At 46.9% G+C, this 18124-nt stretch carries 25 protein-coding genes; 22 read left to right on the plus strand and 3 right to left on the minus strand.

The genetic code is table 11. The annotated features are described in order from the left end of the window. The first annotated feature begins 9 nt into the window (after positions 1–9). Entirely contained in the window at positions 10–306 is a 297-nt protein-coding gene (locus DXA36_RS13830) for a hypothetical protein (RefSeq protein WP_118680160.1), read from the plus strand. Positions 307–608: 302 nt separating this feature from the next. Beyond that, entirely contained in the window at positions 609–1133 is a 525-nt protein-coding gene (locus DXA36_RS13835) for a class I SAM-dependent methyltransferase (RefSeq protein WP_279221549.1), read from the plus strand. A 38-nt stretch (positions 1134–1171) separates the two neighbouring features. On the opposite strand, the gene DXA36_RS13840 is transcribed toward DXA36_RS13835, so the two are convergent. Next, positions 1172–1777, minus strand: coding sequence for an HD domain-containing protein (locus tag DXA36_RS13840; protein ID WP_118680162.1), 606 nt, complete (start codon positions 1775–1777; stop codon positions 1172–1174). Positions 1778–2123: 346 nt separating this feature from the next. Here DXA36_RS13840 and DXA36_RS13845 point away from each other — a divergent pair, with 346 nt between their 5' ends. The 17 genes from DXA36_RS13845 to DXA36_RS33860 all read left to right on the plus strand — a co-directional run bounded on the left by DXA36_RS13845 (position 2124) and on the right by DXA36_RS33860 (position 13565). After that, positions 2124–2534, plus strand: coding sequence for an ester cyclase (locus DXA36_RS13845; protein ID WP_118680163.1), 411 nt, complete (start codon positions 2124–2126; stop codon positions 2532–2534). Positions 2535–2656: 122 nt separating this feature from the next. After that, positions 2657–3361 (plus strand): GNAT family N-acetyltransferase, encoded by a 705-nt coding sequence (locus DXA36_RS13850; RefSeq protein WP_118680164.1) that lies wholly within the window; start codon positions 2657–2659, stop codon positions 3359–3361. 187 nt (positions 3362–3548) lie between these two features. Next, the gene (gene udp / locus DXA36_RS13855) at positions 3549–4331 is read left to right on the plus strand and encodes a uridine phosphorylase (protein WP_118680205.1); all 783 of its coding nucleotides are present in this window, start codon (positions 3549–3551) and stop codon (positions 4329–4331) included. A 145-nt stretch (positions 4332–4476) separates the two neighbouring features. Beyond that, positions 4477–5187 carry an HAD family hydrolase gene (locus DXA36_RS13860; RefSeq protein ID WP_118680165.1) on the plus strand — a complete coding sequence of 237 codons (711 nt, stop codon included), beginning with the start codon at positions 4477–4479 and terminating at the stop codon, positions 5185–5187. 146 nt (positions 5188–5333) lie between these two features. Then, complete coding sequence (locus DXA36_RS13865) at positions 5334–5783, plus strand: SRPBCC family protein (protein WP_118680166.1); 450 nt, start codon at positions 5334–5336, stop codon at positions 5781–5783. Between the two features lie 4 nt (positions 5784–5787). Then, entirely contained in the window at positions 5788–6198 is a 411-nt protein-coding gene (locus DXA36_RS13870; RefSeq protein ID WP_118680167.1) for a DUF3795 domain-containing protein, read from the plus strand. A 52-nt stretch (positions 6199–6250) separates the two neighbouring features. After that, entirely contained in the window at positions 6251–6769 is a 519-nt protein-coding gene (locus DXA36_RS13875) for a flavodoxin family protein (RefSeq protein WP_243114651.1), read from the plus strand. Beyond that, complete coding sequence (locus DXA36_RS13880; RefSeq protein WP_118680168.1) at positions 6766–7404, plus strand: NAD(P)H-dependent oxidoreductase; 639 nt, start codon at positions 6766–6768, stop codon at positions 7402–7404. The genes DXA36_RS13875 and DXA36_RS13880 overlap by 4 nt, the downstream gene beginning before the upstream one ends. Before the next feature lie 23 nt (positions 7405–7427). Beyond that, positions 7428–7817, plus strand: a complete 390-nt coding sequence (locus DXA36_RS13885; RefSeq protein ID WP_118680207.1) for a nuclear transport factor 2 family protein — start codon at positions 7428–7430, stop codon at positions 7815–7817. Between the two features lie 43 nt (positions 7818–7860). Further along, the gene (locus tag DXA36_RS13890) at positions 7861–8730 is read left to right on the plus strand and encodes a DUF4261 domain-containing protein (RefSeq protein WP_118680169.1); all 870 of its coding nucleotides are present in this window, start codon (positions 7861–7863) and stop codon (positions 8728–8730) included. 50 nt (positions 8731–8780) lie between these two features. Then, positions 8781–9614, plus strand: coding sequence for an HAD family hydrolase (locus DXA36_RS13895; RefSeq protein ID WP_118680170.1), 834 nt, complete (start codon positions 8781–8783; stop codon positions 9612–9614). Between the two features lie 4 nt (positions 9615–9618). Beyond that, positions 9619–10248: a CatA-like O-acetyltransferase gene (locus DXA36_RS13900; protein WP_118680171.1), complete on the plus strand. Its 630-nt coding sequence runs from the start codon at positions 9619–9621 to the stop codon at positions 10246–10248. Between the two features lie 4 nt (positions 10249–10252). Then, positions 10253–11068, plus strand: coding sequence for a sugar nucleotide-binding protein (locus tag DXA36_RS13905; protein ID WP_182479071.1), 816 nt, complete (start codon positions 10253–10255; stop codon positions 11066–11068). A 75-nt stretch (positions 11069–11143) separates the two neighbouring features. After that, positions 11144–11614: a hypothetical protein gene (locus DXA36_RS13910; RefSeq protein ID WP_118680173.1), complete on the plus strand. Its 471-nt coding sequence runs from the start codon at positions 11144–11146 to the stop codon at positions 11612–11614. A 19-nt stretch (positions 11615–11633) separates the two neighbouring features. Then, positions 11634–12356, plus strand: coding sequence for an SGNH/GDSL hydrolase family protein (locus tag DXA36_RS13915; protein ID WP_118680174.1), 723 nt, complete (start codon positions 11634–11636; stop codon positions 12354–12356). Between the two features lie 52 nt (positions 12357–12408). Next, positions 12409–13023 (plus strand): NAD(P)H-dependent oxidoreductase, encoded by a 615-nt coding sequence (locus tag DXA36_RS13920; RefSeq protein ID WP_118680175.1) that lies wholly within the window; start codon positions 12409–12411, stop codon positions 13021–13023. 275 nt (positions 13024–13298) lie between these two features. Continuing rightward, positions 13299–13565 carry an oxaloacetate decarboxylase gene (locus DXA36_RS33860; RefSeq protein WP_118680176.1) on the plus strand — a complete coding sequence of 89 codons (267 nt, stop codon included), beginning with the start codon at positions 13299–13301 and terminating at the stop codon, positions 13563–13565. A 25-nt stretch (positions 13566–13590) separates the two neighbouring features. On the opposite strand, the gene DXA36_RS13930 is transcribed toward DXA36_RS33860, so the two are convergent. Together DXA36_RS13930 and DXA36_RS13935 are read right to left on the minus strand one after the other, a co-directional pair. Next, positions 13591–14889: an acyl-CoA reductase gene (locus DXA36_RS13930; RefSeq protein WP_118680177.1), complete on the minus strand. Its 1299-nt coding sequence runs from the start codon at positions 14887–14889 to the stop codon at positions 13591–13593. 24 nt (positions 14890–14913) lie between these two features. Continuing rightward, positions 14914–16044 carry a LuxE/PaaK family acyltransferase gene (locus DXA36_RS13935; protein WP_243114652.1) on the minus strand — a complete coding sequence of 377 codons (1131 nt, stop codon included), beginning with the start codon at positions 16042–16044 and terminating at the stop codon, positions 14914–14916. A gap of 205 nt (positions 16045–16249) precedes the next feature. Here DXA36_RS13935 and DXA36_RS13940 point away from each other — a divergent pair, with 205 nt between their 5' ends. From DXA36_RS13940 to DXA36_RS13950, 3 genes are all read left to right on the plus strand, one after another. Beyond that, positions 16250–16711, plus strand: coding sequence for a GNAT family N-acetyltransferase (locus tag DXA36_RS13940; RefSeq protein WP_118680178.1), 462 nt, complete (start codon positions 16250–16252; stop codon positions 16709–16711). 203 nt (positions 16712–16914) lie between these two features. After that, positions 16915–17280: a VOC family protein gene (locus DXA36_RS13945; RefSeq protein ID WP_118680179.1), complete on the plus strand. Its 366-nt coding sequence runs from the start codon at positions 16915–16917 to the stop codon at positions 17278–17280. Then, positions 17277–18068: a class I SAM-dependent methyltransferase gene (locus DXA36_RS13950; protein WP_118680180.1), complete on the plus strand. Its 792-nt coding sequence runs from the start codon at positions 17277–17279 to the stop codon at positions 18066–18068. The genes DXA36_RS13945 and DXA36_RS13950 overlap by 4 nt, the downstream gene beginning before the upstream one ends. Positions 18069–18124: the final 56 nt, after the last annotated feature.

Here is an 18124-nt window from a genome sequence, read left to right on the forward strand (position 1 = left end):
GGTAGAGAAATGTTAGATAAGCAGGAGTTAGAACAAATTAAAATAATTATGGAAGAGGTATTAACAGAAACGGTTCCAGGAATCGTCGAAGAAAAGGTTTCTCAATCGGAAAATATAATTCTAGATGAAATCGACAGGGTTCAGGAAATTCTCCAGCAACATATAAAGGCAGTGGAAAAAAATCTGGAAGAATTGCAGCAGTACTATCGGATAACAAAACTCGAAAATGATAACACAACGTTGCTTTTAAAAATGGTGGATGAATTATCCAGGAGAGTTTCCGAACTTGAAAATAGAACGGCATAAAGGTTCTAAAACCTGGAGCAGGTATGAATCAGGGGAATCTATACGTCATGACAAAGTAACTAGTATTTGCAAAACACGAAATTGGCATCTATTACCCGGCCAAGATGAATTAACACTATACTTGATTATGGAAGATTGTATTTTGGTTTCTGTTTTACCAAAGCTCATCCTTACTACTTTGAGCACTGGTGGGAAGAGCAGTTATATTGTGCTTCATAAAAGAGTTCACAGTCTTTCTGCGGACGGTTACAGACAGAAAATAATGGAGGAAAAATGATACAGTCAGAAGGCTGGGATCGTGGCTGGGCCGCCATGCGATTTGTTTTGCAAGGAAAGGATTTGAGGTCAGCGCCGTCGATATATCCGGCTATGGAATCAGTCACCTGCTTTCCTGGGCGGAAGCAGAAAATCTTCCGGTAAAAGCAGTTACCGGGGACATGCTTCATCTGCCTTATCCGGATAATTGCTTTGATTGTATATTTGCCTATCATGTAATTTCCCATTCGGATACACAGGGAGTGGAAACGATAATCAGCGAAATAGAACGGGTACTGAAAAGGGACGGAGAAATTTTCCTGTCCTTTTGTTCAAAGGAATCCACAGATTATCTGGAGAAAGGGGCGGAAAAAATTGACGGCAATACTGTGGTCTGCCGTAAAGAACCGGAGGCGGGAGTCGCTCATTTTTACGCAGATACGGCGGATATAATCAGGCTTCTGCACAATTTTACCATAACCAAAATAAGGCACACGGAATATTTCCCACTGGATTTGCAGACAAAGCAGACCATCAAGTACTATTATGTCAATGCAGTCTTTTCCCCATAGAATAAAACCTATAGAACGAAGCCTTTGAAAGCCTGATACTAAATCAGGCTTTCAAAGGAATTTTCCATCACATTAGGCAAAAGAGAATAAAGATTGCAGTGGCACAATTCATCAAAATAATTCTTCAGATTCATAAAAGCCTTCCATTTATCCACTGTAAATGAGGGAAGGCCATGTCTTAAGGCAACATCTATCAGCCTTTTTTCCATAATGCAGGCTCCGTTCGGCAGCGATATGGCATCGCACAGTTGGATTAGCCGGTCATAATCGTCATAGACAACGGAAGTGATATAATGGTCCAGAAATGTCATTTCTTCCTCTGAGCAGTCATATTTCCCGATAAAGGTATGGATATCCTGTATAGGAAAGGAATGAGTAAGACATATCCTGGCGATTTCCGGCTGACGGATCTGCATCATATAATTGTAACCGTCAAGTATATGCATAATCGCCTTGAAGCCTTCTCTGCGTCCGATGTCATGCATGAGACCAAGGGAATAAGCCGTATCGCTGTCCAGGCCATCCGTTTTGTCCGCAATAAGCCGGGCGTTCACGGCGACAGATATACTGTGCTTTACCCAGGGACCGGGCATTAAGCCCTCAGCCAGTTCCAATTCTTTTTCCGCTTCTTTGGGAGATAACATAATTCCTCCATTCCGAATACCAATGCTGCTGTATTTTGTTATAACAGTTTTATAGGTATGTCTGTAATAAATCCGATCTGTCCTTATATAAATGTTTTTCCACTAAATAATAACACAAAGGTGTTGTTTTGCCTATATGCAATAGTAATCCTGCAAAACCTGTCGGGTGGGAAGAAAGCCTGTACGAAGAAAAAGACTTTTCACAAAAAGACTTTGTGCCGGAGCTTCATTGACAGAAGAATCATAATTCATTACTATTAGGAAAGGTAAGGCATTATAGGGGCAAAGCGTTAACGATAAGCTTCCATAGCCAGTGCGGTAAATTGCGATAAGGAGAAGTATAAGAATGGATAAGAAAGAAATAGTGTCCTATTTCTATGAAACCGTGGTTTCAAAAAATCTGCTGGAGGAGATTCCGAATTTTATAGCAGATAATTGTGTTGTTAAGGTTGGGGAAACATTAATCCCTGTAGGCCTTGATGGCATGAAACAGCATCTTATTGATGTAAAGAAAACCTATCCCGACTATAAAATGAAAATTATTAAACAGTATGAAGACGGGGAGTATGTGATTTCCGAATTTATTATGGAAGGAACACAGGAAGGAGAGTGGATTGGTATAAAACCTACATATAAAAAACTGTCTTTTACCGGCGTTGATATCGATAGAATAGTGAATGGAAAAATTGTTGAGCATGGAGGGGCGGTCAATACCTTTGATACACTGTATGAGGAACATTTAATCCGCCCGGTATAAGTGTTCTGTTTACCTATAGGATTCATATTGACTGCACTCTTTTCAGCAACTATGTTTTTCTTAGAAAACTTACATAAAATGATTTCAACCATGCACTATCAGCGGACAGGGAGGGGAAAGCCATGAATAGAAAGGAAAAAGTAGCATTTGCCAAACGGCAGTTATCTGAAATCTGGAAATGCGATCCCTCTGCTTTCGATGCAGAGGAAAACATCTTTTTAAAAACGGAGGATACATTTTTCGAAATAATTACATTCGGAAAAAATGCGGTTATGCGGGGAAACCGGGAAATCCTTAAATGGTGTTCTGAAAAGTTTTCGGCTGTGCCGGCACGTGATATTATGGACGGGGATAATCTGTATATACTGGAAACAAAACTCCGTTCGTACGGCAGAAAATTAGGCGGCGAGCATGTGAGGTATCTGCACCTTTACCCCGAAAAATCGGCAATAAGGCCTGATGCTTATACTTACAAGTGGTACAGAGGCTGTGAAGTAAAAGAATTATATAAATACAGGCAGTTCGCTAACGCGCTTAATTTTGAGAGAGACACCATAGCTCTTGCAGCATATAAGGACGGCAATTTGGTGGCTATGGCCGGCGCTGACGATTATATGAACGAATTGTGGCAAATCGGCATTGATGTGCTGCCTGAATTTCGGCATCAGGGACTGGGACTGTATCTTGTAAAAGAACTGGCGGCTGAAATAGAGAAACTCTGGAAAGTACCGTTCTATACGACCTGGAGTCCCAACATTGCCTCCACGCGAGTTGCGCTGGGTGCGGGATTTTATCCGGTATGGATGGGGTATCCGTCGGAGAAATGATAGCCTGTATCCTCCAATTCCTGAGGCCATATAATAAGTTATAAAAGTGATGCTGACCAATTTTTGTCCATTGCAATACCAAGAAAAAATTAAGATTCTTTTCCATACAAAAGACTATAATCCGCCCTCATTTTTTGGTATACTTGTATCAATAGCCAGAAAAAAGCGGAAAGGGGATCAGGAAAGCATGAAGTATACGGAAAATGGGATACAGTATCATTTACAGATAAAGTACAACGATGTAGGAAAATATGTTATTTTGCCGGGGGATCCGAAACGCTGTGAGAAGATCGCCCGGTATTTCGATTCTCCGCGTCTGGTTGCGGACAGCAGGGAATTCGTAACCTATACCGGCTCGCTGGACGGCGAACGGGTGAGTGTGACCTCCACCGGTATCGGCGGCCCGTCCGCTTCCATCGCCATGGAAGAGCTGGTGAAGGCCGGTGCCGATACCTTTGTCAGGGTGGGGACCTGCGGGGGGATGGATATCGATGTGAAGAGCGGTGATCTGGTCATTGCCACAGGAGCCATAAGGAATGAAGGCACCAGCAGGGAATATGCGCCCATCGAGTTTCCGGCGGTTGCGGATATTGATGTGGTGAATGCTCTGATAGCCGCTGCGAAGGAAAGCGGTCATGACTGGCATAAGGGAATCGTGCAGTGCAAGGATTCCTTTTACGGACAGCATGAACCGGATATCATGCCGGTCAGCTATGAACTGGAGAACAAATGGCAGGCATGGCTCCGGCTGGGATGCAAAGCGTCAGAAATGGAATCGGCGGCGCTGTTTGTTGTGGCGGATTATCTGAAAGTACGCTGCGGCTCCGTATTTCTGGTGGTTGCAAATCAGGAGAGGGAAAAAGCCGGATTGACCAATCCTGTGGAGCATGATACCGATGCCGCGATCCGCACCGGAGTGGAAGCCCTGCGGAAGCTGATTGCCGATGATAAAACTACAGGTAAAAAATAATAACGGGAAAGCCCGGCAGAGACCTGAAGGAATATCAGAATTTGTCCGGGACGATCGTGGGGAATGCATTTTTCACTGAAAAGAGAATGCTGCTCCACGATTGTTTTTTACCCGGCCGGAAAATGGCAGTTACGGAAAGGAAAAAATGAAAGATTATACGTACCTTATATTTGATGTGGACGGAACCCTGTTAAACTTTGAAAAATCCGAGAGAAGGGCTTTTGATAAGACAATGGAGACGTGCGGTATTCCGGCCGGGGAGGAGCTTTACAGGAAATATACCAGGTTTTGTGATGCCCTCTGGGAGGAATACGATCTGGAAAACACCGGATCTGCCTATATCCAGAAGAATTACCACGATTTGTACCGGCAATATGCGGACAGGCGTTTTGCCGGTTTGGAGAAGGAACTAAGCACAGGAAAAACACCGGAAGAGATGAACCGGATTTTTTCACAGAGGTATATAGAAGAAAGCGTACCAGAACCGGGTGCGTCGGAGGTTTGCAGGTACCTGTCCCGGAATTATAAGCTGGTGCTCGCCACAAATGGGCTGGAAGCAATCCAGAAACCCAGGACTTCCATGTTCCATGAATACATAAGCCATATTTTTACCTCAGAGGGTGTGGGTGCCATAAAGCCTTCTCCGGACTTTTTTGCCTGCATCTGTAATACCCTGGGGGTCACAAGCCCTGCTTCGTGCCTGATGGTGGGGGATTCCCTGACCAATGATATTGCCGGGGCTGCTGCGGCAGGCATGAAAACCTGCTGGTACCATCCGGGGAAAAGTGCAGCGGGCTGCGGAGCAAATCCGGATTACGGGATATCCGGCCTGGCTGAATTAATTCATATCCTGTAGCAGGTACGGCATTATAGGACAATCTGTGCTGACAATACCAGCTCCGGGGGAAAACGGAAATTAGGCGGTTAGTTAGGGAACGGATATGATAATGCATCCACAGACATCTGAAAAGAATATAACGGGCGGAACAAAAGGAGATAAAAATGGTAACAGTAAACAGAAAAGAAGAGTTCGGAACAGATATCGGGACTGTATGGGAAATAGTGACCAGCCTGGACGACTATGCCTGGAGGAGCGATCTTGACAGGATAGAAATAAGGGAACCCTCCCAAAACGATCCCGCGGTTCCCTGCAGCCGGACACCTGTGGGACGAAGCTTCCGGGAATACACAAAGGACGGATTCTCCACCACATTCACCATAACGGCTTTTGAGCCATTAAAAAGATATGAATTTGACATGGAAAATGAAAATATGCAGGGGCACTGGATCGGAACTTTCGAAAAAACAGCCGCAGGCACAAGGGCGGATTTTACAGAAAAGGTAACGGCTAAAAAACTGTGGATGAAGCCGTTTACAGGATTTTATCTGGCAAACCAGCAGAAGCGGTATATGGAAGATCTGCGAAGAAAACTGGAAGGGATACAAGAGTAACGCTATGAAAATGCCGGCAGAAGGAATCGAAGAAATTATGTTTGCCCCCTGTGGGATGAACTGCATGGTGTGTTACAAGCACTGCTATCATAAAAAACCGTGCGACGGATGCCTGAAAACCGATAAAGGAAAGCCTGAGCATTGTAGAAAATGCCGGATTAAGGACTGCGTCCGTCAAAAGGAGCTTTCCTTTTGCTTCGAATGCGGGGAATATCCCTGTAAACAGATAAAAAATCTGGAAAAAAGTTATCTCACCCGGTATGGGGCGAGCCTTATGGAAAACAGCCGATGCGTGAAGGATAATGGGCTTCCGGTGTTTATGGCGGAACAGAAGGAACGCTTTACCTGTCCGGTATGCGGGGGAATTATTTCCCTTCACGACAGGGAATGCAGCGAGTGCGGCAATAAAATATAATGAGTTGATAAGCATAAGGCCGTTTTGGAAAAGCGGCAGGAAGGGTGATTCCATGAAAAAAGAGATGCAGCAATCCGATATGAGGCTGGTAATTCATGATTTACCTGCCGATGTACTGCCTGTAATACAGGATAACCGTACAAAAGAAATCAGGGATGACGGCTCCATCCGATCCTGTATCGGCTGTTTTGGCTGCTGGCTGAAAACGCCGGGAAAATGTATACTTAAGGATACATACAGCGACATGGGCCGCCTGCTGGCTGCCAGCGGGGAAATTCTGCTGATAAGCCGCTGCTGTTTCGGAGGCCCCGGCCCCTTTGTTAAAAATGTGCTGGACAGAAGTATTTCCTATATTTTACCCTATTTTGTAATAAAAAACGGGGAAATGCATCATCGGCAGAGGTATCCGAAAACGTTGGCGTTAAAGGCTGTTTTTTACGGGGAAGATCTGACCATACAGGAAAAAGATACCGCCAGGGAATGGGTGGCTGCCATGGCGGATAATTTGTATTGTGAGGTACAGCAGGTTACCTTCTGTATCACACCGGAAGAAGCAGGAGGTTTCCTATGAAGATAGCATTGATCAACGGAAGTCCGAAACGCACAAACAGCGCCTCAGGAGTGATCGTATCCCAGCTGAAGGGATGGCTGGAAAAGAAGGGGCCGTCCCTTTGTGACCTGCATTTTTGCACACCCCATCCGCAGAAAGAACAGCTGCAGGCAGCAGCGGAAAGTGATGTCCTGCTTTTCGCTTTTCCCTTATATGTGGATGGGATCCCTTCCCATATGGTGAGTGCCCTTCTGGATTTGGAGCCTTTTATCCGGGAGCAAAAGAAAAAACGGATGGTTTATGCCGTCCTTAACTGCGGTTTTTATGAAGGCTGCCAGAATGCTCCGGCTATCCGGATGATGGAAAACTGGTGCCGCCGCAACAATCTGGACTGGGGATATGGAATCGGGGCAGGAGGCGGGGGCATGTTGTCTGCGCTTTCGGGTATTCCTGCGGGACGCGGTCCTGCTGCCTCTCTTGGCAAAGCGCTTTCCCGGCTGGCAGAGGACAGCGCCGCACAGAGAAGCGGGGAAACGGTCTATGTCCAAATGAATTTTCCGAGGTTTGCCTATAAAGCCGCTGCTGAATTCGGCTGGAGACAGGCAGTGAAGAAAAATGGAATGAAGGCAAAGGATATTTTAAAACAGTGGCTGTAAGCGGAAGGGAAGAAGAACATAAAATGGAGGAAAACAAGAGGGAAGAATTCCTGAAACAGTACTGGACAGCCGTTCTGGGACAGCAGGCGGATCAACTGCCCCTGTTTTTTAAAGAGGACGCCTGTATCCGATGGCACAACACCAGGGAACAATTTACCGTAGCGGAATTTATCCGTGCCAACTGCGAATATCCCGGAGAATGGGCAGGGGAGGCGGAACGGCTGGAAACCGTGGGAGAATGCAGCATTATGGCGGTTCATGTACATACCAAAGACGGCTCCCTGTCTTTTCATGTAGTGTCTTTCATACGGATGAAGGATGACCTGATAAGTGAATTGGATGAATACTGGGGAGATGACGGCCCTGTCCCCGGATGGAGAAAAGAAAAACAAATAGGAATTCTGTTTCCGTAAAAGTGCGGACAGCGCAGTGCAGCAGGAGAGAAAGGAAAAATGGATGGAAAATAATAAAAATATCTTTGTGGAAAAGTGGCATTCGGTTTATTTTTTTATTCCCTTATTTGAAAATCCGGTGGTGATGCCTGCCGCGGAGGATGTATGCAGTAAGCTTTCTGAAAAATTCGGAAGGGTTACCCCGCTGTCGGAGGAACAGAAAATGCCCGGAGAGCCTGCCGGGCTTAAATCCTTTGTGTTATGGGATCATCCGGTCCATTACAGCAAGGAGAACCAGGATGTGCCGTCCCAGTTGGTGCTGTACGGCGGGGATGTATTTGACAGGAGCCAGTTTGATGAATCTATAAAAGCCCAGTTCTGGGCGTGTCCCGACAGGGAAGCATTTCTGGAACGATGCCGTTATTCCATAATGGCAAGCAATATGCTGGCGGCAGGGCTTCCTCCTCTGGAGCAGTATGGAATCCTTGCTTCCTATGCGGATGCGCTTCTGGAGCTGTTTCCCGACTGCATCGGAATTTACTGGCCCCACAGCCGGAATCTGGTGCCGAGAGAAATCTATACGGCGTCCTCCTGGAACCGGAAAGAACTCCATTTTCTTGACGGCGGCCTGAATGTCCGGTTTTTCACAGTGGGCGGCACGGATGAATTCCTGTTTGATACCCTTGGGCTGACACCCATAGGCCTTCCCGATCTTCAGATCCATTGCCGGAATCTGGAACCAGATGAGGTGGTGGTTTTTCTCAGGAATCTTGCCGCTTATCTGTTTGAGTACGGGGATGTGATTGAAGACGGCAATACGGTGGAAGGCATACACCATGAAAAATGGGTGTGCCAAAGAGAGGACGCCATGGCCGGACCTATGCGCGTTGTCCTTGATGTGAACCCGGGAGAATTTGCCGCAGGAAACAGGTAAAAACATGCTATCCATATGGATGAATAACCCCCTGTTGGAGGATACAAAATATGGCTGTTAAAATGATAGTAACGGATCTGGATGGCACCTTTCTGCGATCGGATAAAAGCGTGTCCGCCTATTCACAGAAGGTCATAAGACAATGCAGACAGAAAGGAATCATTTTTGTGATTGCCACCGCACGGCCGGTGAGGGCGGTGGAAAGCCTTCTTCCCGTCCTTTCCTGCGATGCCGCCATTTATCACAACGGCGCCGTTATAAAGAAGGGGGAGAAACAGATGGATGGATTCGGAATTCCCAATCCGCGGAACTTTATCTCTTCCCTTTTGGACGCATATCCCGGCCTACCTGTATGCGCGGAGATACAGGATCAGCTTTATGCTAATTACGATCCGGGAAAAATATGGGAGAATATTCCATATAAATACACAGATTTTACAGATTTGCCGGAGGCGGACGCGGATAAAATCCTGTTGGAAACCACATCGGTGGAGGAAATGGAAAAATTCAAGCCATTTCTCACCTCCGATCTTTATATGCAGCTTTCCGAAAACACTATTGCTATGATAATGAACAAACAGGCCTGTAAAGAAAATGGCATACGCTCCCTTGCCGCTGACTATCAGATCCGCATGGATGAGGTTGCGGCCTTCGGCGATGATTACAATGATATCCTTATGCTCCGGGAATGCGGAAAAGGGATTGCCGTAGCCAATGCTATCCCGGAGGTATTGGAAGCGGCGGATGAAATCTGTGAAGATAACGATAATGACGGCGTAGCCCGTTGGCTGGACAGGAATATCCTGCGAAATGTTCCTGTGCAGAAACAATTGCAGTGTATGAAGGAAGATTTGCCGATTCATTCAAAAAGGAGAAGGGGATAAGAAAATGTCAGCCTATAAAGTAATTGATGTAAAGAACTGGAAAAGAGCGGTCCACTGTGAGATTTTCAGGAACAGCATGCAGCCCCAATATGGTGTCAGTTTGGAACTGGATATAACAAATTTTCTGAGAGTTATCCAAGCAAAAGGTTATTCCTTTACCTTTTCCTTTGTTTACATCGTTTCTAAATGTGCAAATGAATGCGAGGAATTCCGGTATCGTTTTCAGGACGGGGAAGTGGTGCTTTATGAACGGATAGATACCTCCTTTACTTATATGGATGCGGACGGGGAGCTTTTTAAGGTGGTGAATGTGCCTATGAAAGATTCCCTTGACGAATACGTAAAGGCGGCGGGAGAGACAGCCGGCAGCCAGCAGGCATACTTTACAGGACCCATGGGAAACGATATATTCCAGTTCTCCGGTATGCCATGGATTTCTTTCACCCATATATCCCATACCTATTCCGGGAATAAAGAAGCGGCAACACCCCTGTTTGACTGGGGAAAATATTTCGAACGGGACGGGAAAATTATCCTTCCCTTTTCCGTACAGGTCCATCATTCTTTTGTGGATGGTATCCATATTGCAAAATTTGCAGACCTTTTACAGGCCTGCCTGGATGAAATGGAGTAAAAAAATGGGAAATATCCTGGTATTGGGAGCCAGCGGTTTCGTCGGTTCTGCGGTAAAGAAAAGACTGGAGCAAAGCCATACGGTCTATGGCACCTATTATACGAGAAACGAAGCATTGCCGGAAGCCGGCAGAATGGAATATTTAGATATCGGAGATAATTCAGCGCCGGGGCTTTTTCTGCAAAAGATAAAGCCGGATTGGGTTATAGCGTCCTTGCGGGGAGAGTTTTCCGGACAGATGGCGTTTCATAAACGGCTGGCCCGGGAAATGCAGAAGCTTCCGGAGAGCCGTTTATGTTATCTGTCCACTGCCAATGTATTTGACAAGGAAGGGGACAGGCCCCATTATGAAGAGGATGTACCGAAGGCGGAAAGCGGATACGGACAGTTCAAAGCAGACTGCGAATCTATGCTTTTTCAGGAATTGGAGGAACGCTGTACGATCCTCCGTCTGCCTATGGTATGGGGCAGGGATTGTCCGAGAGTGCGCAGTTTGTATACAGATATGGCAGACGGAGGGAAAATACGTACCTGGACCAATCTGTATGTCAATATTGCCACGGATGTGCAGATAGCAGAATTCGTCTCTTTTATTGTGGATACAGGGGCAAAAGGGATTTTTCATGCGGGTACTGTCGATTGGATAGCATATCATGAGCTGATACGCCGGATAGGGGAGCGTATTGGTCTGCGGAATCCCCGCTTAACAATGGAAACAGAAGAGAAAGCGGAATATATGGTTTTGTTATCCCACAGAGAGAATGTCCTGGATGCGTTGAAGCCTACAGTGGCACAGGTGATTGACAGTATCACCCGATAAGGCTGCAAGGCTCACCGACCAGACTTCCAACCAACCAGAACTGCGGTGCTGCCTGATGGGGAATAAGGAGTACGTATGAAAAAAGCCGGAAGAATTATAGGAATCGCCATGATAAGTTTATTGCTGGGAGTAATCCTTTTTTATTTCCTTCTTACATTTCTGATCGCACCCGCAGTAAACGACCAAACGGCGGAAACTCTTTATGAGGAAATGCTTCAGATTCCCCTGCCTGAAGGAGCTGATTTTTGCGACAGCCGTTACCTGGCGGGAAATCTGGTGGGGAACGGGAATAAAATGCAGTATTTTGCTGCAATTCTGCTGCGGACAGATAAGACAGGGGAAGAACTGGAGGCCTACTATGCACCTTACCGGGAGGATGAATGGCACTTCCTGGTGGAAATCCAGCAGGGGGCTGCTATCTCGCCTCTGGAAGGCAGGGAGGAATTTTCATTCCCAGAGGAAACAAGAGGGGAAGAGTACTATATTGTTTATTCCTGGGGCAGAAGTGATTTTCCATTCCAGGACTGGGATTTGCGGGCCCACTAAAAGCTAGGGAGGTACGTGAATGGATAAAACAGCAATAAGACAACGGATTAAAGAGGGTGCGCGGATTACTATTATAGGGGACAGTCTGGCGGCGGGAGCAGGCAGCTCATGCAGTTACAAAACAGAAGAAGTGATTATGTGTGACGGATCGGATGTATTTGTAAGGCGGACGGCTCCAAACAGCTGGTGGGGGCGGTTTCAAAATTACCTTACCGACAAATATCCGGGCTGTACGGTAGTAAATAACGGCTGTGGAGGCGCTTTTTCCTGCCAGTTAAGAAAGGGGTTATCTTCTGTTTTTGACGAAGACAAGGACGATATTGTTTTCTTGTTTTTAGGCGCAAACGACCGTAAAAGGGTCGGAGGGATGGAAGAACTCTGCTGCAACCTTACCTGGATGATACGATATTTTAAGGAAAAAAAGAAACCGGTTGTGGTGTTTACCCCAAACCCGTCTACCGTTGAAAATGAAGCCTATCCGAATAGGTTATATCATATGGAAGATGTCTCTAATGTTATTATTGATGTGGCAGAAAAGGAACAGGTTCTTCTGATCGACAATTACAACTATATTATGGATTATCTTTTTGTTACGGGGAAAAAGATTGAGGATATTATCTTCGGAAACGGCTGTCCAAACGATGGCTGCCATCCGGCGGATGCCATACAGGAGATGATGTACCGTAATCTCATGCGCTGTCTGGGATTTTCAGTAAAGATAGATGGGGCGATTTGGAAATAAAAAAATAAAGAAACGGGATATGGCAGACATTATGAGACGGAAGGAGCGGAATATGAAAATATCAGTGATACTGGGACACCCTTATGAAAAAAGCTTAAATGCCGCAATTGCAGGAGCTGTGACGGAGGCCTTGCAGGAAAAAGGCCATGAGATCCGGTTTCATGATCTGTATCAGGAAAAATTCAACCCTGTAATATCCGGCGGGGAACTGGTTACGGATGTCCCGGAGGATGAGCTCACCATGCTCCATCAAAAGGAAATCAGGGAAGCGGACGGCATTGTCATTATCCATCCCAACTGGTGGGGACAGCCTCCTGCTATGCTGAAAGGGTGGGTTGACCGTGTCCTGCGGGAAGAAGTGGCATATACCTTTCCGGTGGGGGACAACGGCGGCGGACTGCCCATAGGGCTGCTGAAAGCCCGGGCGGCATTGGTATTTAATACCTCCAACACACCGGAAAGAAGGGAAGAAGAAGCATTCGGGGATCCGCTGCAGCGATTGTGGAGAGACTGTATCTTTGCATTCTGCGGCGTACATACCTTTGACAGGAAAATGTTCCGGGTAGTGGCCGACAGCAGTGAAGAGGAGCGGAGCAGATGGCTGGAGGAAGTGAAAGTACTGGTCAGCCGGTATTTTCCCGAAGACAGATATAGGGGAGGGATATAAAGGCAGACAAAAGGAATTCTTACATATTTATATATAAGAAAACTATCCTGGTAAAATGGCTGTCAGGTGTCTGCGGAGGATAGGAGCCGGAAGCCGTGGAGGTAGGTTACCAAAACCCACCGGGTACAGATACTGGTGGCTGTTCTGGGACAGGACTGCCCGGTAATGGAGCGGGAGCGGCAAAAGCAGCCTGTCACATACAGCAAAGAGGCGCGCTGGATGGCAAGACAATTAAAATCGGGTATAAGCCCGGCAGATAAAAGAAGGAGCGGAAGATGAAAAAAGGAACTACATGGTTATTCCGGGTATTACTGGCGTTCAGTGTGCTTGGACTTATCGTAAGCGGAATCGGCTGTTGGAAGAAAGCGGCCGCCGTTTCCATAATCGGCGGGGCTGACGGTCCCACCAGTATTTTTATTGCAGGAAAAATCAACAGCACACCGGTTTATGTTGTCACGGCATTATTTATCCTGGCAGCAGCAGTAACAGGGCTGATAATTCGAAAGCAGAATAAGAAAAAGGGCGGCGGCCCGGAGAAATAAACGAAAGGATCTGCAGCTGACAGGATTATGTTTCTTCTATATTTACGATCCGTGTGTATCTTCTGAGAGGGTACTGGCCGTCATGGGCTTCTCCGCAGAACTCCTCCGACATGGTCCCTGCCCGGGTAATGCGCACCACACCGGAACGGGCCAGCAGACGGGTAAGAGCCTCGCGCTCTTCGTCAGGACAGATCAGCCCGGCAGTCTGCAAATATCCTTTTTTTCTGCGCAGGACAGTAATGATATTTTCCTTTGGCAGCCTTTTTACATAGCAGTTTCCAAACATATAAGAAAGCGCCAGTTCGCTGTCCCGGCAGGCGGTGAGACAGCAGCCGGTTCCCCGGAATTCTTCCGGCGCTGCTTCTGCTGTGCCTCTAAGGATTTTTTCCAGCGTGTCATGGTATTTCATAAGTGTTATTTCCGCAGCACCGCCCAGGTCGGTAGGCGGATCCCTCAGGACAGCCTCATCCAGGATGGGCAGAAATTCCCTGCAGAAATCATACAGATCGTCAAGGCTATGTGTGTCTAAATAGATAGTCTGGCAGGAACTGCATAAAAGCTGTCTGGTGGATGCTATATGAAGGGCCAGCTCTTTCAGCTCATGCCCTTTATTTTGGCAGCCGGATAGATAGGCAAATCCCAGCTTATGTCCCCATTCGATTAATCTGGTCCCCACCGGAGCGAACTGTCTGACCGCAGAAACCGCCGCGTCTCCTCCCCAGACCACGATACCGTCCGCCATAACCGCCATTTTTTTCAGCGCAGCCAAATCGGCAGAAGGGGTATCGAATACATAGATGAAGTCGGAGAGTGCAGGCTCGATTTCAAGCAGGCTTGTAATAAGCATTAGAGTGAGGCCGTTGTCTGCCTGAGGGAGCTTAACTATATTTATATTTCCGGTCAGCAGCCCTTCCGCGAGGCTGAAGGCCGGCAGGCCGTCTATATTTCCTGCGGCGATGTGTAGCAGTGTCCCAAGCGGCATGGCGCGCACACAGATGCTTTTCTGGTTATGGGGCGGTTTGGTACGATAAGGCGTAAAGAATCCCTCCCCCAATTCCGTGCTCAGCTTATACTCTATATATTCGCGGCTGAGCATCACGGCGGCAAGCTCCTTGTACCGAACGGCCCCGTCAGGGGAAAGATCCGCGATTCTCTCATCAAACGCCCCGGCTGCGATACGTTTGCTGAGAAAATCAACAGCGGCGACAACCGTTTCCGCAGACAGTGTTTTCTCCGCTAACGTATGATTGATTTCTTCTTCCATGGCGGACAGGATACGATCCTGTTCCTTGGAATCATAAAGTTTTCCTTTTGCCAGTATCATAGTGTTATCTCCGATTTGCCAGAATTATAAAGTTCTCTCTGCTATGAGATCCGCCGCTCCGGCGGCGCAGGTTTTAATATCCTTCAGCCCCACGCGACCGATTACTTCCAGATAAGGAGAGGCAATCTTACAGCCGCATTTGCTGCCATCGTGCAGCACACCCAAATCATCCGTCATGACGCTGAGAATGGGGGTGGCTTTTATCATGGGCGTTATCAGATTGATAAGCCCTGTCTTTCCCGGTTCGAGTGGACGGAGGGTATGAACATCCCTGATAATGACTCGGCTGTAAGCAGGTACATGGAAGTGATGGTTCGGGCAGTCACAATAAAAGATAGGATGCTCCGCCGCACCGAAAAATTCCACAATATCTTCCTCGCCGATTCCCAGAACCTTATCGGCCAGCTCATAAAATGTTTTCTTATCCACCTGCTGGGTATAAAACTGTTTCCAGCCGCCTCCCAGCATGATTTTGGAACCTTTTTTCAGTTTTATGCGGATCCCTCGTTCCTCCATCATCTGAAGTGCAAAATAGGTATAGGAAGGGAATCCCATAAAACGCAGAGGAAAACAGGAATGCCCATACTTTTGTATAGCGCTGATCATGGCTTCCAGATCCGGGACATACGTGCCGTTTTGGTAGGTCAGAGCAAAAGAACGGCTTAAAGCAGGCGCAAACAGAGTCGCCCCGAAGGCTGTTTTGGTAACTGCCGTCCGGTTTCCTTTATGAGGTTTATAACCGAAAACAACATAGTGACAGGGCATTAAGGAAAAAAGGCCTCGGAGCCTGCCGATTTTCAAGACCATTTTCAGAGCGCATAATAAACCGCCTGCATCATAACCGATTTCACTGAAAACGCCTTTGGTTCCGGAGGAGGTAGCCCGTATAAGCATTTTCCGGGTGGGAACGGAAAATAATTTATGGTGCTTGAAAAGTAAGGTTGGTAATACGGGGATTTCAGCAATGTCCTCAAAACGGCAAAGCGATTCCGGGCTTATGCCGTAGAAATCCAGGATAGCACGGTATTCTTTGCAGTTATCATATTGGAACCGACAGTTCTCCTTTACCGCACGGAAGAAAAGTCCGTTTGTTGTTTCCGTATCGAATGGATTTCGGGTACGGAATAATTTGGATCGATATTTTATAGGAAGCACCTCCTTTATGGGAACGGTTTATGCCAATGGGGTATTGGTGTATTTTACCATATAGTCCGACGGTTATCTAGCTAGTACTGTCATAATAAATATTATGTATCGCAATAACAGTAATAATTACCGGCTGCCAGAGTATTGTTTTCCGATTCACTTCACGCTATACTTAGAACAATTTAATAAATAAGAGACAGAGGAGGAAGCTTTTATGGGTATTAATATCGCTGTGGAAAAGGACATTTCCGACATTGCCGGACTTTACAGACAGCTTTTTTCAGAAATGGCAAAAATTCAGCCGGCATTTATCTGCCCCGGTTCCCAGGATGAGGCCTTTATACGAAGCAATATTGAAAGTGAAGATGCAGATATCCTCATTTACAGAGAGGGAGAAGAAATAGTAGGATTTCTTATGATTCAAAAGAAATCCACTCCTCCTTATGAATGCTATATTCCACACCAGTTTGCCCATATCATGGATTTGGTTGTGGATCAAAGGCACCGGGGAAAAGGCATCGGCACTCTCTTGCTGCAGGAGGCGGAAACCTGGGCAAAAAAAAGAAAACTGGAATATATGGATCTTGGGGTTCTCACAGGCAATACCGCCGCTGAGGGACTTTACAAAAGAATGGGATACAGGGATATGCAGAAAACCATGAGGCATATGCTTTGACGGCATTTAAATGCATACAGGATTGTCAGGATGGATCTCTATATATTTCAGTTCCAGCAGCCGATCTGTAATGATCATAGGAAAAGTGAGTAAGGATAAAGGAGTCTGCAATACCTGCTGCCTTTAAGTATCGGATTGCGGCCGGGGCTTCTTTCCTGTATGATAAGAACAGAGAGAAAGACTGACGAGAAAAGAGGGAGCCTATGAATTGTACTATCCGTTCTTTATACCTGTGTGTACGTGATATGGAGAGAGCTGTCCGGTTTTATGAAGATTTTCTGGAAAGGCCGGTGACCTGCAAGGATGAGCTGTACAGTGTTTTTGATATAAGCGGTTTCCGATTGGGACTTTTTGCCTATGAAAAGGCAGGAGAAAACCACATCTTCGGCAGTAACTGCCTGCCGAGCCTGGAGGTGGACAGCCTGGAGATTCTGAAGAAAAAGCTGGAAGGCCGGAAAGTGGTTTTTGCATGCAGGAAAATCGGAACAAACTGGGTGTCGGAGTTTGCGGACAGCGAGGGGAACCCTATCGAACTGACCGCACCCGTAAGGGAGGGGGATGCATTATGATTAGCGATAAACGGATAGACGGGGGAAAAAGCTTTGACTGGGGGAGGACCTCCGGAGATTACGCAAAATACAGGGATATTTATCCGCCGGAATTTTATAAGAAAATTTTGGATGCAGGGCTTTGTACCAAAGGGCAGCAGGTTCTGGATGTGGGGACGGGAACCGGTGTGCTTCCCCGGTACCTCTATCCTTATGGAGCCGAATTTACGGGAATGGATATTTCAGAGAACCAGATAGCAACAGCTGTAAAGCTGGCAGAGGAAGCTGGTATGGATATCCGGTTTCTGAGCGGGCCTGCGGAACAGATGGATTTTCCGGAAGGAAGCTTTGATGTGGTAACTGCCTGCCAGTGTTATTTTTATTTTGACCATTCGCGTATGGCACCGGCGCTTAAAAGGGTACTGAAGCCGTCCGGGCGTTTTGTTATTCTGTATATGGCCTGGCTGCCTTTGGAGGATCCCATAGCCGGGGCCAGCGAGGAATTGGTGCTCGCCTATAATCCGTCCTGGACGGGAAAAGGGGAAACACGGCATTTAATTACGGTGCCTGAGGCGTATCTCGATTATTTTACAGTGGAAAGCAACGAAATCTATGATCTGCAGATTCCCTTTACGAGGGAGAGCTGGGATGGGCGTATCCGGGCCTGCCGCGGAATAGGGGCCTCCCTTTCGGCCGAAGAAGTGGAGGCTTTTACAGAAGAACACCGCCGCCTGCTGGAGACAGCAGCCCCGGAGGAGTTCATGATCCGGCATTATGCTGGGATGGCTGTTTTGAAGAAAAAGGGTTAGGTAGTACACCAGTAGCAATCGTGCGGTAATGGAGTATAATGGCTATACGCTGGCCC

Origin of the sequence: Eisenbergiella sp. OF01-20, assembly GCF_003478085.1 — a bacterium.
In the GTDB taxonomy this organism is placed as follows: domain Bacteria; phylum Bacillota; class Clostridia; order Lachnospirales; family Lachnospiraceae; genus Eisenbergiella.